This window comes from Edaphobacter aggregans DSM 19364 (assembly GCF_000745965.1).
GTDB lineage: Bacteria > Acidobacteriota > Terriglobia > Terriglobales > Acidobacteriaceae > Edaphobacter > Edaphobacter aggregans.
Genome location: NZ_KN050788.1, coordinates 1 through 16,224 on the forward strand (window position 1 = coordinate 1; position 16,224 = coordinate 16,224).

Below are 16,224 nucleotides of genomic sequence, written 5' to 3' on the forward strand. Positions count from 1 at the left end.
GCCTCTTAGACCGGCAAGCTCCAGCCGTTTTTTCGTATGACTGCCTTCAGCGCCTCGCCGTGCAGGCTCAACTCCGCCACCAGCAGCTTCAGACGACGGTTCTCATCCTCCATCGCCTTCAGCCGCTGCGCCTCGCTCACCTCCATGCCCCCGAACTTCAGCTTCCAGCCGTAGAACGTCGCCGCGCTGATCCCGTGCTCACGGCACAGATCCGCCGTCTTCACTCCAGCCTCATGCTGCTTCAATATCCCAATGATCTGCTCTTCCGTATACCGGCTCTTCTTCATCTCAGCTCCCTCGTTCAATTTAGGAGAGAACTCCAGTTCAAACTGGTAGAGATTTCCGGGGGCAGGTCATCACCATGCGAAAGGCGCTCTCCAAGCGCTTCCCGCATCGTCTCAACTCACCTCATATAGGGAGAAATAATTGTCGCCAGCAAGGAACTCTCATTGTGCTGATCACTCAGTATTTGCTTCGCGCTCACCGCTAAGATTCCTGACGAATTACAAAAACAGAAAGGCCCCATCCGAAGATGGGGCCTTTCTAAATTATGCCGGCGATCACCTAATCTCCCACACACTTACGCGTGCAGTACCATCGGCCCAACGAGGCTTAACTTCCGTGTTCGGGATGGGAACGGGTGTGACCCTCGCGGTAAACTCACCGGCAAACTTGAGAAATCTCGCTCGCGCGATCTTCCACAACTGAATAGATTGAGTAGACGTTACCTTGCGTATAACTACATGGCTTGTGTCGAGAATCTTCGGAACAGTTAGCAAATGCTGCTCACTGCGCAGAGTAAATTCTATGGACAAGCCGAACGGGCGATTAGTACTGGTAAGCTACACGCATTACTGCGCTTCAACCTCCAGCCTATCAACCAGGTGGTCTTCCTGGGCCCTTCTTTTCCCTTACGGGTTGGGAGATCTCATCTTAGAGCGTGCTTCCCGCTTATATGCATTCAGCGGTTATCACAACCGAACTTCGCTACCCAGCCGTGCCTTTGGCAAGACAACTGGAACACAAGAGGTTCGTCCATCCCGGTCCTCTCGTACTAAGGACAGCCCTCTTCAAATCTCCTACGCCCACAGCAGATAGAGACCGAACTGTCTCGCGACGTTCTGAACCCAGCTCACGTACCGCTTTAATAGGCGAACAGCCTAACCCTTGGAACCTTCTACAGCTCCAGGATGCGATGAGCCGACATCGAGGTGCCAAACCATTGCGTCGATATGAACTCTTGGCAATGATCAGCCTGTTATCCCCGGCGTACCTTTTATCCGTTGAGCGATGGCCCTTCCATACAGAACCACCGGATCACTAAGGCCTGCTTTCGCATCTGCTCGACTTGTAGGTCTCGCAGTTAACCACACTTATGCCTTTGCACTCGACGGTCGATTTCCAAACGACCTGAGTGTAGCTTCGCGCGCCTCCGTTACAATTTAGGAGGCGACCGCCCCAGTCAAACTACCCGTCTTACTATGTCCCTCTCCCGGATCACGGGAGGAGGTTAGAATCACAACAATCGCAGGGTGGTATCTCACCGTTGGCTCCACCAAGTCCGAGAACCTGGTATCAAAGCCTCCCACCTATCCTGCGCAGCAATTGCCGTAACTCACAGTAAAAGTATAGTAAAGGTGCACGGGGTCTTTTCGTCTAGCTGCGGGTAACCGGCATCTTCACCGGTACTACAAGTTCGCCGAGCAACTCGTTAAGACAGTCGTACGATCGTTACTCCATTCGTGCAGGTCGGAACTTACCCGACAAGGAATTTCGCTACCTTAGGACCGTTATAGTTACGGCCGCCGTTCACCGGGGCTTCAGTTCAAAGCTTCGAGCTTGCGCCCTAACCTCTCCCTTTAACCTTCCGGCACCGGGCAGGAGTCAGCCCCTATACGTCGTTTTAGACTTTGCAGAGACCTGTGTTTTTGTTAAACAGTCGCCGTACGCGTTTCACTGCGGCCCCACCGGGCTTGCACCCAGGGGGCGACCCTTCTCCCGAAGTTACGGGTCTAATTTGCCGAGTTCCTTAACAAGCTTTCACTCGAGCGCCTTTGGATATTCTCCTCGTCTACCTGTGTCGGTTTGTGGTACGGTTCCCAATCTCTCTCCTTAGAGGTTTTTCTTGGCAGCGTGAACTCAGCAGCTTTCAGCCATACGGCTTACTGCTTTGCGCCTCACTGTTATGCCTTCCCGGATTTGCCTAGGAAAACCAGCTTACGCGCATCGAACCCCATAGCCATAGGAGGTCCTGCTTATCCTTCTGCGTCACCCCATCGTGATAACGAAAAACTGGGAGGTCCGGAATATTAACCGGATGTCCATCGCCTACGCCTCTCGGCCTCGGCTTAGGGACCGCCTAACCCTGAGCGGATTAACCTTCCTCAGGAAACCTTAGACTTTCGGCGGGAAGGGTTCTCACCTTCCTTATCGCTACTTATGCCGGCAGGGTCTCTTCTCAACGCTCCATCAGTCTTCTCAGTCTGACTTCATCGCTGTGAGAATGCTCTCCTACCACGCACACTCAAAGTGTGCATCCGCTGCTTCGGTATACAGTTTTAGCCCCGTTGTATTGTCGGCACCGGACCGCTTGACCAGTGAGCTATTACGCTTTCTTTAAAGGATGGCTGCTTCTAAGCCAACCTCCTGGCTGTCTGAGCGTTCCGACTTCCTTTCCCACTTAACTGTAATTTGGGGACCTTAGCAGGCGGTCTGGACTGTTTTCCTCTCGACTGTGAAGCTTAGCCCCCACAGTCTGACTCCCGGGCTGGTTGTAATTGGCATTCGAAGTTTGGCTGGATTCAGTAAGCCGGAAAGCCCCCTAGTCCAATCATGTCTCTACCACCAATCCAAATCACCCGAGGCTAGCCCTAAAGCTATTTCGGAGAGAACGAGCTATCACGGAATTTGATTAGCCTTTCACCCCTACCCTCAGCTCATCCGAGCTTTTTTCAACAAACACCGGTTCGGTCCTCCAGTAGGTGTTACCCCACCTTCAACCTGGCCAAGGGTAGATCATCCCGCTTCGCGTCTATTCCTGCCAACTTATCGCCCTATTCAGACTCGCTTTCGCTGCGGCTCGCTCACGCTTAACCTTGCTGACAAGAATAACTAGCCGGCTCATTATGCAATAGGCACGCGGTCAGACATTCCCTTGCGGGCATAGTCCTCCCACTGCTTGTAGGCACACGGTTTCAGGTACTTTTCACTCCCCTCAAAGGGGTGCTTTTCGCCTTTCCCTCACGGTACTGGTTCACTATCGGTCAGAAACGAGTATTTAGCCTTACGGGATGGTCCCCGTGGATTCAAGCAGGGTTTCTCGTGCCCCGCCTTACTCAGGTACCTGCTTCGAGTCTGGATCAATTTCGTCTACGGGTCTGTCACCCTCTATGGAGCTCCTTTCCAGAAGCTTTGACTATCGACCAGATTGGTAACTCTACTGTTGCAGGCCCTACAACCCCCGACGCACCTTAATGCAACGGGTTTGGGCTGTTCCGATTTCGCTCGCCACTACTTTCGGAATCGAGGTTTCTTTCTCCTCCTGGAGGTACTGAGATGGTTCACTTCCCTCCGTTCGCCTATTCCAACCTATGAATTCAGTTGGATATACCCAGGTTTTGCCTGGGTGGGTTTCCCCATTCGGAAATCTCCGGATCAACGCCTGTGTGCGGCTTCCCGAAGCTTATCGCAGCTTGCCACGTCCTTCATCGCCTGTTTCTGCCAAGGCATCCACCGTGCGCCCTTAGTAGCTTGACCATAGAATTTACTCGCACGCAGCAGAGCAACTACCTCTACTACTTACTAAGCAATCTACATTGTCCATTCGCCTGTATCGCTACAACCATCTCCCCAACTTACTGAGGACCTGATCGCCGATACGAATATTCTAAAGACACTCAACACTGATTGACAGCTTTCTCCGGAGACTACCCGAAGACATGCTGCTCAGCCTTGTAGTTATATTTACCCAATCTATTCAGTTGTCAAAAATCGTCGAGCGACTTACATGTCGCTGTCGCGCCCTTAGGCGGCTCGAGCATTGCTGCTCAAGGTTCAAACTCCGCTTGCGCAGAGCCTCAACCTGAAGCAGCTCATACTTCCTTGTTCGAGGGTTGATGGTGGAGCTGAACGGGATCGAACCGTTGACCCCCTGCTTGCAAAGCAGGTGCTCTCCCAACTGAGCTACAGCCCCATCGACTATCAGTTTACCCGATAGCTGCGGTCAAAGTGGTGGGCCTGGGTAGATTCGAACTACCGACCTCACCCTTATCAGGGGTGCGCTCTAACCAACTGAGCTACAGGCCCGGCATTGCGCTTTGTACGCATGCTGCTCTGCTGACTCGTCTGAGCCAAAGTCGAGCTCTCTCGAAAAAGGTTTCGAGGACACAGTTGAACGTGCGGAGCGGCTACGCCACTCCTGACCATCGATGTTGAAGAATATCGGCAAAGAGAAGGTTTAGTTCAGGCTCATCTCCAGCAGACTTAATAGCTAGAGACGGTACATGACAACGTCCCGGAGTGCTCAGCTACTAGAGCTGCCCGCGATCGCGGGGCGCATCCGAGTGCCATGACGTTCTCTCTTAGAAAGGAGGTGATCCAGCCGCAGGTTCTCCTACGGCTACCTTGTTACGACTTCACCCCAATCATGAATTACACCTTGGGCGGCTGCTCCCTTGCGGTTAGCGCACCGACTTCTAGTGCAACCCACTTTCGTGATGTGACGGGCGGTGTGTACAAGGCCCGGGAACGTATTCACCGCAGCATGCTGATCTGCGATTACTAGCGATTCCAGCTTCATGGAGTCGAGTTGCAGACTCCAATCCGAACTGAGGCCGGCTTTTTCCGATTAGCTCCCCCTCGCGGGTTTGCAGCGGTTTGTACCGGCCATTGTAGCACGTGTGTAGCCCTGGACATAAAGGCCATGAGGACTTGACGTCATCCCCACCTTCCTCCCCGTTATCCGAGGCGGTTTCGTCAGAGTGCTCAACTAAATGGTAGCAACTGAAGATAAGGGTTGCGCTCGTTGCGGGACTTAACCCAACATCTCACGACACGAGCTGACGACAGCCATGCAGCACCTATATAGCAGTCTATTGCTAGAAAGGGATATTTCTACCCCGGTCCACTACATTTCGAGCCCAGGTAAGGTTCTTCGCGTTGCGTCGAATTAAACCACATGCTCCACCGCTTGTGCGGGCCCCCGTCAATTCCTTTGAGTTTCAGCCTTGCGACCGTACTCCCCAGGCGGATTGCTTATCGCGTTAGCTTCGGCACGACAGGATTGGGTACCTGTCACACCAAGCAATCATCGTTTAGGGCTAGGACTACCAGGGTATCTAATCCTGTTTGCTCCCCTAGCTTTCGCGCCTCAGCGTCAGTTATGGTCCAGTGAGCCGCTTTCGCCACAGGTGTTCCTTCCGATATCTACGCATTTCACCGCTACACCGGAAATTCCACTCACCTCTCCCATACTCAAGCCCGACAGTTTCTAATGCAGACTCTGGGTTGAGCCCAGAGATTTCACATCAGACTTGTCAAACCGCCTACGCGCCCTTTACGCCCAATAATTCCGAACAACGCTTGCCCCCCTCGTATTACCGCGGCTGCTGGCACGAAGTTAGCCGGGGCTTCTTCTTCCGGTACCGTCATAATCGTCCCGATCGAAAGGAGTTTACATCCCAAGGGATTTCATCCTCCACGCGGCGTTGCTGCGTCAGGGTTTCCCCCATTGCGCAAAATTCCCCACTGCTGCCTCCCGTAGGAGTCTGGACCGTGTTTCAGTTCCAGTGTGTCCGTGCGCCCTCTCAGGCCGGATACAGATCATCGTCTTGGTGGGCCATTACCCCGCCAACTAACTAATCTGCCGCGAACTCCTCTTCAAGCGCATTGCTGCTTTGACCCGTAGGTGTTATGCGGTATTAGCTGAGATTTCTCTCAGTTATTCCCCACTCGAAGGTAGATAATTCACGTGTTACTCACCCGTGCGCCACTGTACTCAGGTATTGCTACCCTTTCTCGTGCGACTTGCATGTGTTAGGCACGCCGCCAGCGTTGATTCTGAGCCAGGATCAAACTCTCGTTTAATCTTGGTGTGTCCGCTCCCAGGACGGAGGTCCGGGAGTCAGACGCCTTCGCTCGCTCGAAAGGAGCGAAGGATATAATTAGTGAGAATGACTAAACCAAATTCCGTATCATCTCACGACTGGCACGTTCAACTATGTTGTCAAAGATCCGAACTGCATCCGCACTAGGCGGGCAGCTTTGGATCAAGGACCTCTCCGGCTCAAAGCCAGGATCGTGTCCTCGAACTTGATGCGCTGTTTTCGTCTTTTATTTCGCTGCATTCAGGCGTTTTACTCAGCCCTACTCTTACCGCTTAGCAGCGTCCGACGTTTTAGCGAACTTTCTGAGAATATCGAACTTTCAACCTCATGTCAACCTGTTTTTGAACTTTCTTTTGAGATTTTCTCTCTCGGATCGTCCCCGCCAAATCAACGTTCGCAAAGCGCAAAATGTCAAAACATCCATACGGCGCAACGTCTGCCGCGAAGCCTAGGCTTCTTCTTTTGATTGCAGTGACTTGGGTTTGGATTCGGCTGGCCCTTGGCTCTCTGCCGCGATCAAACGCTTGGACTGCGCTCCGTCTTCCCTCTGCTCACTGTTCCCGGCTCAGGTGCGAAGCTTTCTACTACTCAGTAAGAATACCGTGCTTTTTACTTCTGTGCAAGCCGGCTGCTCACTGCGACTTCCTGAGATTATCAACGACGGAGCCGTAGTGCAACCCGTGGTCCCTGTTAAAAACTCGGGATTCCTGTTGGAAACTGCGATTTACTCAATAGATACGCGGGTTTTACTTCACTTGAAAACTCTGGATCATCGACGAGAACAGCGGCTTCAGCGTCGGGTAATCCGGTTCCGGAGCCACGAAGACCATGTAGCTCACTCCCCCGTCCGGCCGCGCTACCGTCACCAGAAGATCCCGCTCCACCAGAGTTGAGCCTCCATCGCTGACCGGCGACCTTCCCCGAAGCTCGACCGCGTTGGCCGGCTGTCCTCCGATCGTCAGGGTCGTCAGATCGCTGGCCTGCTGCATTCCGCCATTCTGCTGGCTGATCTGCTGCGCAATTGCCGTCGTTGCCTGCGCCAACGAGTTCGCATCCCGAACCGGGGTTTGGAACTTCACCCCGTCGATCATCGCGCCGTATGCGATTCCCGACTGTCCGGCGCCGTTCGGAGGAACAAACGCCACGTTGCCGTTCTTACCCTCTGCCTTCTGCCAACTCGCTGGATAATTCACCGAAAACGCTCTGCCCTGATAGGGGACCATACGGTCGTTCAGGCCGAGCGATGCGCGGCTCAGCCTTCCGATGGGTGCACCCTGGCCGTTACTGCTGGCGGGACTGGGGATCACCTGCCCGGGACCGCCTGCCACCAGGGCGTAGTTTCCAGTCTGCCGCCACGCACCGGCCTGCACCTCCTTGGCGTTGTACGTCTTCTCCTTCTTCGCCAGCTCGCGAGCGCGTGTAAACTCAGCCGACGTCACCCGCGGATTGGCTCGCGGAGGAAGCGTAGCAATCTCCGCATTGACGTACTGTGTCCGGTTGCCCGGATTCGGGTGGTCGCTGAAGATTTGCGCTCCGCCCTCGCCGTACTTTGCCTCAATCGTCTCGAAGAACTGCGGCAGCCCACGCGGATCGAAGCCTGCGTCGTACAGGATGTCGGCCCCTAGCAGGTCGGCCTGCTTCTCGTACTCGCGCGACATCCGCAGAAAGCCAAGCCCGGCCGCCATTCCAATCCCCTGGCTCGCCATCGACCCCAGAGCGCCGTTTCCCAACGCAATCGCCGCACCCAACTGGCCCAACGCCGCCCATGTGCCGACCGACTGCTGCTTGGTCATGTTGCAGGTGGAATGGCGCATCACCACGTGCGACAACTCGTGCGCCATCACACCGGCCAGCTGCGACTCGGTCTCCGCTGCCTGAATCGTCCCCAGGTTCACAAACATTGCACCGCCCGGCAGTGCAAATGCATTAATCTCCTCGCTGGCGACCACGTGAAAGTTGAACGGCCACCGGTAGCCCGGCGTCACCGCTACCAACTTCCCCCCCAACTGCCGGATATACTGCGAGATCGGCGACCCATCGGGCAGCACCGGCATTTGCTTGAAGACCTCAGCTGCAACCTTTGCGCCCTCGGTCTGCTCCTGCTCCACCGTGAAGGCGTTTTTGCACGGTGGAGGCACCTGGAATCGCGCCCACGCCGGAAGGCTCGCGCCTACGAGCCCGATCGCCATTACCCAAATCAGCACTGGTCTCGTCTGTTTCATGGCCCTCTGCATTTGTGATGCAGAAATCGACACAGAATGTCGCACCACCGCCAGTCGGTCGACCACCAGCGCGCGGAAGTAGAATACGCGCCCCAGCCCCATCTCCACCACACCACGGAGGACCGCCTGGGCAGTATCGCATCGAGCGGAAACGGGACGTCAGAGCAAGCACGCCCCCCAAATTCTTAAGCAATGCTAGTCCGGTCACATCGTCTAAGGAAATGAAACAGACAAGGAGAGCGTTTCCAATGACATACCAAACCATCAATCCAAACAATGAAGAACTGGTTAAAACATTTCCAGAGCACACGGACCAGCAACTCGAGGAGATCATCGCGCGTGCCGAGGGTACCTACCAGAACGGCTGGAGTCTGAAGCCCCTGGCCGAGCGCAAGATCATCGTCAAGAAGGCGGCTTCGATCCTGCGTCAAAACCGCGACGAATTCGCCAGCCCCATTACTCTTGAGATGGGTAAGCTGTTTCGAGAGGCGCAGGCAGAGGTTGACCTGAGCGCCGATATCCTGGATTACTACGCTGACAACGCAGAGAAGTTTCTCGCTCCCGAGAAGCTGAAGGTGCATGAGGGCGAGGCCTTCGTCGAGAACGCGCCCCTGGGCGTCCTCTTCTGCGTCGAGCCCTGGAACTTCCCCTACTACCAGTTGGCGCGTGTCGCCGGACCCAACCTGATGGTGGGCAACACGCTGATCGTGAAGCATGCGCCCAACGTGCCGCAGTGCGCGCTGGCCTTTGAAAAGCTCTTCCTCGACGCCGGCGCTCCGGCGGGTGCTTACACCAACGTCTTTCTCTCGAACGAGCAGGCCGCCACCGCGATCGCCGACAAGCGCATCAAGGGCGTGGCGCTAACGGGCAGCGAACGGGCTGGTGCTGCCGTTGCTGCCGAGGCCGGCAAGGCCCTCAAGAAGAGCACGATGGAACTCGGCGGTAGCGATGCCTTCATCGTGCTGGACGACGCGGATATGGACACGGCCATCAAATGGGGCGTGTGGGGCCGCATGAACAACACCGGACAATGTTGTGTCGCCGCCAAACGCTTCATCCTCGACGAGAAGATCGCCGACGCCTTCGTCGATCGCTTCAAAAAGGAGATGGAGAAGCTGGTTCCCGGCGATCCGATGGATGCACAGACGACGATCGGACCGCTGTGCACTAAAGGTGCTCTCAATCTTGTTCAGCAGCAGATCAAGACGGCGGTTGACGGTGGCGCAAAGGTCCTGCTCGGTGGAAAGCGGCTCAACCGGCCCGGATACTTCCTTGAGCCGACCGTCCTGACCAATATCAAGCCGGAAAATCCTGCTTATTATCAGGAGTTCTTCGCCCCGGTAGCGCTCATCTTCCGCGTGAAGAACGAGCAGGAGGCCGTCAAGCTGGCGAACGACTCCCCCTATGGTCTTGGCGGATCGGTGATCACCAAAGACATCGAGCGGGGCAAGAGGGTCGCACGCCAGATCGACACCGGCATGGTCTTCATCAACCAATCAACCTGGACCGCGCCCGACCTCCCGTTTGGCGGCGTAAAGAACTCCGGCTACGGCCGCGAACTCTCCGATCTTGGTATCGGCGAATTCGTGAACAAGAAGCTGATCCGCGTAGCCTGATCCTCCATCCCCGGAAGGTTTTAGACACTAAACCCCCGCTGTGCTTGCGGGGGTTTAGTGTCTCTGCAAACGGGAAGATCTAAGAAGGCTTCGTAATCACACCAAGATCGGCCATGCCATTCACAAAGTACTGCACCGCCAGCGCCACCAGCAGCAAACCCATAATTCGCACCAGGATGCGAATCCCCGTGTCTCCAAGAGCCCGCGCCACCCTTTCTGAGTGCCCCAGCACCAGGTAGCAGATCGCTGCCGTAATGAGGATCGACCCCAGAATCGCCACCATCTGCCACCGGTTCTGCACTTGGCCCACCAGCACCATCACGCTCGCGATCGCACCCGGTCCGGCCAGCATTGGGATTCCCAGCGGCACGATTCCGGCGTCCTCCTTACTGGCCGCGGCCTCCGCGTCGCCCGTCGCCTCCTGGGTCGCCGACCGCTTCGCCTCCAGCATATCCAGACCAATCAGCAGCAGGATCACCCCGCCTGCGATCTCGAACGCAGGCAGCGTAATGCCGAACATCTTGAAGATGTACTGCCCAGCCAAGGCAAAGGTACTTAGAAAGATCAATGCCGTCAACGACGCCTTCCACGCAATCCTCCTCCGCCGATGCTCGTCAGAGCCCGCCGTCACCGCCAGAAACGTTGGCAAAGCGGCGAAGGGATCGACTAGAAAAAAGATCGAGCTCAGCGCCAGCACCGAAAACCGTACGTACACCGAGTTCTCGAGCCCTGAAAGACTCATCGAGTGTGGAACCAGCATCTCTACATTCTCCCATGCGAGAGCCGGTTCCTGTTTGGGCTCCTCCCTCCTCTCTCTCAGAGGTCCGCTCAACTGCTTCGCCCTTCTGCCTTCCCGGAGGGAACGAAGCTGCTCCAAGAAGATCGAATGATGCGCTGCCCTCCGCACCGCTATAATGAAATCTCGACATCAGGAGCCATTCATGCCTATTCAGACCACTGCGAACATCTGGCACAACGGACAACTCATCCCCTGGGACAAGGCCCAGATCCACGTCATGAGCCATGTCGTCCACTATGGCTCCTCCGTCTTCGAGGGCATCCGCTGCTACGCACAGCCCAGCGGTGCCGGAGTCTTCCGTCTGCAGGAGCACATGCAGCGGCTGATCGACTCGGCCAAGATCTACCGCATGCCGCTGCCCTACACAGTCGAACAGCTCTCGACCGCCGTCGTCGATGTCATCGAAGCCAACGGCGTCGCGCCCTGCTACATCCGCCCCATCGCCTTCCGCGGTTACGGCGAGGTCGGTGTCAACCCGCTCAAGTCGCCGGTCGAGGTCTACATCGTTAACTTCCCGTGGGGCAAGTACGTCCCCGGCAACGAAGGCGCCGACGTTTGCGTCTCCAGCTGGTCGCGTCTGGCTCCCAACACCATGCCCTCGCTCGCCAAGGCTGGCGCAAACTACATGAACTCGCAACTCATCCGCATGGAGGCCGAGATCAACGGCTATGCTGAGGGAATCGCGCTCGACGTCAACGGCTACCTCTCCGAGGGCTCGGGCGAGAACCTCTTCCTCGTCCGCAACGGCGTTTTGTACACAACGCCTCTGGCCAACTCGGTTCTGAGCGGAATCACGCGCAGCTCCGTCATCACGCTCGCCCGACAACTCGGCATCGAGGTCGTCGAGCAGGCGCTGCCGCGCGAACTCCTCTACATCTGCGACGAGGCCTTCTTCACCGGAACCGCCGCCGAGGTCACCCATCTCCGCTCGGTCGATCGCATCCTGATCGGCGACGGCACCATGGGCCCCATCACGACGGCGCTCCACAATGAGTTCTTCGCGATCGTCAACGGCCTCAATCCAGATCGCTACAACTGGCTCACTCCGGTCAACGTCAAGGTCGCCGAGACAGTCGGCGCATAACCGGTAATCCCCACATAGAAACAGGGGGCAGCTTCGGCTGCCCGTTTGTGGTTTATGCTCTTCGACAATCTCTGGACTCCGCAAGGCCGTAACTCCGGAAAACCTTTACCTCGCAGTGGGATCATGGTTTCCTTCTTTCGAGCCACCGAGAGGAGTCGAACATGGGTCATCCGAAGTTTTCCGAAGCGGCATCGTCTGCATGCCCAAGTTGCGGCGCGACGAACGCTATCCGGCTGTTCTCCAGGAGCCTTGGAGATAAAATCTGGTACCTGGCAAGATGCCCGGACTGCACACAGTACTACACCGATCCTCGTCCTACGCTTGACGACATTAAGACCTTCTACAGCGGAGGGTACCATGCAGACCTGTTGTCCGAAGAGGAGACCGAACTCGAGTTCGGAGAGAAGTTCCGCGGATATGCCGACTGGATCTGTTCCTATGTGCGCCCCGGACCTTCGCTCGACATCGGCTGCACCACAGGGCTATTTCCCTACGTTTTAAAGCAGAGAGGGTTCAACGCCGAGGGGCTCGAGATCAATGAGGTCACAGCTCGGTGGGCCGAACAGCACTACGGCATCACAGTCCGGAATGAACCCTTCGAGACAGCGAATTACAGCGGGCGATCTTTCCGCCTGATCTCGATGGCAGACGTCCTCGAACACGCGCTTCATCCCGTCACGACGCTCTTGCGCGTCTACTCGCTCCTTGAAGACGGAGGGTTTGCCTTCATCAGCTTCCCGGACATCGAATCTCTTGAATCGCGCTACTTCAAGACACTGGCTCAGATGACGGGACGCAGCTGGCTTTGGAAATGCTGTCATATTCCCGGACATACGTGGGAGTTCACCAAGCCCACGGCTGAGGCTCTCTTTCGTCGCTGTAGCTTCCGCGTCGTTGGATTCCGCCGCTCGCATCGGAATGATTTTCAACACATCTCAGTGCCAATAACCATCCTCGTCGCGCCACCGCTATTACTCGGAACATCCTTGTTCAGGGAGAGGCTGGGAACCCAGATGGAATTCATCCTGCAGAAGGTGAGCTCATCCGTCCCAGTTGCTTCGCGAACCGTGATCACTAATCCATGACGTACCTCGGCGTAGCGTCTTCGAAGCAGTGCCAGCCGGCGGCCGGGTGACACTTTTGACGTAGGATCACTCCTACCCTGCCCAAACCGCCTACGATAGTCTTAACCACAAGGCAGCCCGATTGCCGTGTAGTACCGGAGGCTCATGTCTACTGTTCTTGTTACCGGCATCGCCGGCTTCATTGGGTCAAGCATCGCTCGTGCTCTTCTCGCCGAGGGTGCCCGTGTTCGCGGCATCGACAATCTGTCGACCGGCTCGATGGTCAACATCGAGGAGATCAGCTCCCGCATCGACGTCCGCAGCGCCGATATCCTCGATACCGAAGCCGTTACCTCCGCCTGCGAGGGAGTGGACTACGTCTTTCATGAGGCCGCCATCCCTTCGGTGCCGAAGTCTGTCGCCGACCCGGTCGGCACCAACGGCCCAAACCTGACCGGAACCCTGAACGTGCTTGAGGCTGCCCGCCAGGCAGGAGTGAAGCGAGTGCTCTACGCAGCCTCTTCCGCCGCTTACGGCGACTCGCCTGAGCTCCCCAAGCGCGAGGCCATGTGCCCGGTCCCCCTATCTCCCTACGCCGTGCAGAAGCTCGCCGGAGAGCATTACCTGGCAAGCTACTTCAGGGTCTATGGACTCGAGACCGTCTCGCTGCGCTACTTCAACATCTTCGGACCGCGTCAGGACCCCTCCTCGCAGTACTCCGGCGTGCTCGCGCGGTTCATCTCTCTCATGCTCGCAGGCCAGACGCCGACCATCTTCGGCGACGGACTCACCAGCCGCGACTTCACCTACATCGACAACGTGGTCAGCGCGAACCTGCGCGCCGCGAAGGCTCCTGCAGACAGAGTCGCCGGCAAAGTCTTCAACGTGGCGACAGGACGACGGATCACGCTGCTCGAGGCCTTCGCTGAGATCAAACGAATTACGGGTTTCGGGGGAGGCGTCCATCATGCCCCCGAGCGCGAGGGCGACATCAAGCACTCGGTCGCGGACATCTCGCTCGCCCGGCAGGCCTTCGGATACGATGTCGTGGCAGACCTCGCCTACGGACTCGAGCAAACCATCGCCTGGGCCCGCGAGTCCGTCGCTGTCTGAAGCCTTCAGCTCCCGCGAGCCCGAGCATCGTTACAGGTTGTGAAGATTCTTGGGCGGATTGCGCATGCCAAGGACGTGAAAGTCCTTGAGGCCGCTCTTGTTCACGTAGACCAGCCGGTTATTGCCGTTGGGATCTGTCGGGATCAGAAAGAAGCCATCCTCAAGGACAAAGTCACGCGTGTTGCTGATGATCCCCTCGATCATCTCATTGTCGTAGAAGTGGACCCGAACCCACAGCCCGGGAACGACCGGGGCGTTCTCGTGGAAGTGCAGTGCCTTGTGGCGAACATCCCCATCGAAGGTCTTCACGAAGAAGACCGCCTTCGCTTCACGCGTGGGAACCTCTTCCACCTCGCCGGTCTCAATCAGGTTCAGCCGGAGGGTATCGAGCGGAGCGTGGGGATCGTTCTGCAGCAGCTGCTCGATTGATCCCAGTTCGCTGATCTGGGCTGTTCCCCGAACAGCGCGGTCCTCATACCGGACAACGATGCGATAGACCCCCTCGGCGGAAGCAGCCGCAACCGCGGCGATCTTGGCGGCTACACGCGATCTTGCGGAGACAGATCGTATTGCTTGATCTTGTACAGCAGAGCCTTGTAGCTGATCTGCAGATCGTTTGCCGCTGCCTTGCGGTTCCATCCAGTTCCCTCCAACACCTGTGCAATCGCAGCCGCCTCGGCGCCGCCCTTAAGATTTTTTACCAAGGCTTTCAGCCCTGCGCCACTGGCGGCCTCCGCCGGCGTCGCGCCCGACTGGGTGGAGGCGGCAGGAGCCAGTTCGTCGAGGATCGCCCGCTCGTCGGCCAGCACCAGATAGCGGTTTATCACATTCTCAAGCTCGCGCAGATTCCCCGGCCAGCTGTGCGCCGACAGAGTGTCAAGAAGTCTCGGAGAGAATGGCAGAGGATCACGGCCGTAGCGGCGTGCACCTTTGCGCATAAAGTACTCGGCGAGAACTGGAATCTCCTCTCTGCGCTCGCGCAGAGGAGGAATATTGAGCGTAAAGCCATTGAGGCGGTAGTATAGGTCTTCGCGGAACGTCTTGTTGGCCATCGCCTCTTTCATGTTGATGTTTGTGGCGGCAATCACACGCACGTCCACCTTCATCGGCGACCGGCTGCCCAGACGCGAAAACGTTCCATCCTGCAGCACCTGCAAGAGCTTTGCCTGCAGAATCGCGGGCATCTCACCAATCTCGTCGAGGAAGATCGTCCCCCCGGAGCAGATCTCAAACTTACCTGGCTTCGTCTTGACCGCGCCGGTGAAGGCACCCTGCTCATAGCCGAACAATTCGCTCTCAAGCAGGTCGGCGGGAACGGCGGCGCAGTTCACCTTCAGGAAGGTGTGTTGGCTGCGCGCCGACATCTTGTGCGTGTAAAGCGCCAGTATCTCCTTGCCCGTTCCACTCTCGCCCAGGATCAGCAGAGGGATATCGGCTCGCGCCACCAGCGCGGCCTGGGACTCAAGGTCGCGCATCCGCTTGCTCGACCGGACGAAGGAGTGTGTTTCGTTGAGCGGAATCTCGCGCGGCGAGTCCGGCACCGGCGTATTTCTCTCCGGAGTCGCGAGGTGCTCCTCGATGGCCTCCTCAATATCGCTGCCCACAAATGGCTTCATCACAATAGCGCGTACACCAAGGCGGATCACCATCTCCAGGTCGCGCAGCTCAGCCGAGCAGGAGAGCACAATTACAGGAAGATGCGGCTTCGCGCACCGAATATGCGTCAACAAAGGCATCGGATCGCGGCCAGAGTGCAGCGCAAGCACCAAAAGGTCCAGCTCGTCGCCCTGCTCCAGACGTTCCAGCAGCGACCGCTCCTCGGAGAAGAGGCTAAGGGCGTAGCGATCCCCCAGCGTAAGACGAAGATAGTCGAGCACGGCCAGGTCCGGTTCCAGAATCAAAACCTGCGGACGCGCCTTTGAGGCCTTCAAAGCAGTCACCGGATAGGACAGCGAAACGGACATACAACACCCCTATATTTGCAGGTTCGGATTCTTGCACCCAAACCTTGCCAACTAAGCCGAGACCCAGGCGAACCAATCCTTCAATCGCAGGCTTTCGTTTCTTGTGACTCTAATCAGCCGTGAAGTGGGGAGAAGTCCCACGGCTATCCACTGAGCGAATTCTAGTTCGGAATCTGCAAAGCGTGACACAAAAATGTTAATAATTTTGCCGACAAAAGAGAAAATCGTTTACCACTCCCACAGGAAGTAGTCCTACTT

8 protein-coding genes, 2 tRNA genes, 3 rRNA genes and 1 pseudogene are annotated in these 16,224 nt (G+C 56.8%); 4 read left to right on the top strand and 10 right to left on the bottom strand.

The genetic code is table 11. The annotated features are described in order from the left end of the window. Window positions 1-29: 29 nt before the first annotated feature. The 7 genes and pseudogenes from Q363_RS31780 to Q363_RS31810 all read right to left on the bottom strand — a co-directional run. A pseudogene (locus Q363_RS31780) lies at window positions 30-287 on the bottom strand (transposase); the annotation flags it as partial. A 264-nt stretch (window positions 288-551) separates the two neighbouring features. Then, window positions 552-668, bottom strand: a 5S ribosomal RNA gene (rrf, locus tag Q363_RS31785). Between the two features lie 139 nt (window positions 669-807). Next, a 23S ribosomal RNA gene (locus tag Q363_RS31790) occupies window positions 808-3,756 on the bottom strand. Between the two features lie 360 nt (window positions 3,757-4,116). Next, window positions 4,117-4,192, bottom strand: a tRNA-Ala gene (locus Q363_RS31795). A 36-nt stretch (window positions 4,193-4,228) separates the two neighbouring features. Continuing rightward, window positions 4,229-4,305, bottom strand: a tRNA-Ile gene (locus Q363_RS31800). A gap of 279 nt (window positions 4,306-4,584) precedes the next feature. Further along, a 16S ribosomal RNA gene (locus Q363_RS31805) occupies window positions 4,585-6,084 on the bottom strand. Together the 16S, 23S and 5S rRNA genes with 2 tRNA genes alongside form the textbook arrangement of a ribosomal RNA operon. Window positions 6,085-6,850: 766 nt before the next feature. Beyond that, a complete protein-coding gene (locus tag Q363_RS31810; protein WP_035359047.1) occupies window positions 6,851-8,326 on the bottom strand; it encodes a M48 family metallopeptidase in 1,476 nt (491 codons plus the stop codon). Window positions 8,327-8,574: 248 nt separating this feature from the next. Between Q363_RS31810 and Q363_RS31815 the strand changes: the two genes are divergently transcribed. Then, entirely contained in the window at window positions 8,575-9,942 is a 1,368-nt protein-coding gene (locus Q363_RS31815) for an NAD-dependent succinate-semialdehyde dehydrogenase (protein WP_035358828.1), read from the top strand. A gap of 79 nt (window positions 9,943-10,021) precedes the next feature. On the opposite strand, the gene Q363_RS31820 is transcribed toward Q363_RS31815, so the two are convergent. Then, window positions 10,022-10,702: a MarC family protein gene (locus Q363_RS31820; protein WP_051979625.1), complete on the bottom strand. Its 681-nt coding sequence runs from the start codon at window positions 10,700-10,702 to the stop codon at window positions 10,022-10,024. A gap of 181 nt (window positions 10,703-10,883) precedes the next feature. On the opposite strand from Q363_RS31820, the gene Q363_RS31825 reads away from it, so the two are divergent. The 3 genes from Q363_RS31825 (at window position 10,884) to Q363_RS31835 (ending at window position 14,002) form a co-directional block, all read left to right on the top strand. Beyond that, complete coding sequence (locus Q363_RS31825; RefSeq protein ID WP_035358830.1) at window positions 10,884-11,825, top strand: branched-chain amino acid transaminase; 942 nt, start codon at window positions 10,884-10,886, stop codon at window positions 11,823-11,825. 161 nt (window positions 11,826-11,986) lie between these two features. Next, complete coding sequence (locus Q363_RS31830; RefSeq protein ID WP_035358831.1) at window positions 11,987-12,910, top strand: methyltransferase domain-containing protein; 924 nt, start codon at window positions 11,987-11,989, stop codon at window positions 12,908-12,910. Window positions 12,911-13,054: 144 nt separating this feature from the next. Continuing rightward, window positions 13,055-14,002, top strand: a complete 948-nt coding sequence (locus tag Q363_RS31835) for an SDR family oxidoreductase (protein ID WP_035358832.1) — start codon at window positions 13,055-13,057, stop codon at window positions 14,000-14,002. Window positions 14,003-14,032: 30 nt separating this feature from the next. Here the strand turns inward: Q363_RS31835 and Q363_RS31840 are convergent, their stop codons facing one another. Beyond that, window positions 14,033-14,641, bottom strand: coding sequence for a DUF6982 domain-containing protein (locus Q363_RS31840; RefSeq protein WP_035358833.1), 609 nt, complete (start codon window positions 14,639-14,641; stop codon window positions 14,033-14,035). Then, entirely contained in the window at window positions 14,542-15,966 is a 1,425-nt protein-coding gene (locus tag Q363_RS31845; RefSeq protein ID WP_035358834.1) for a sigma-54-dependent transcriptional regulator, read from the bottom strand. Before Q363_RS31845 ends, Q363_RS31840 begins: the two co-directional genes overlap by 100 nt. Window positions 15,967-16,224 lie beyond the last annotated feature (258 nt).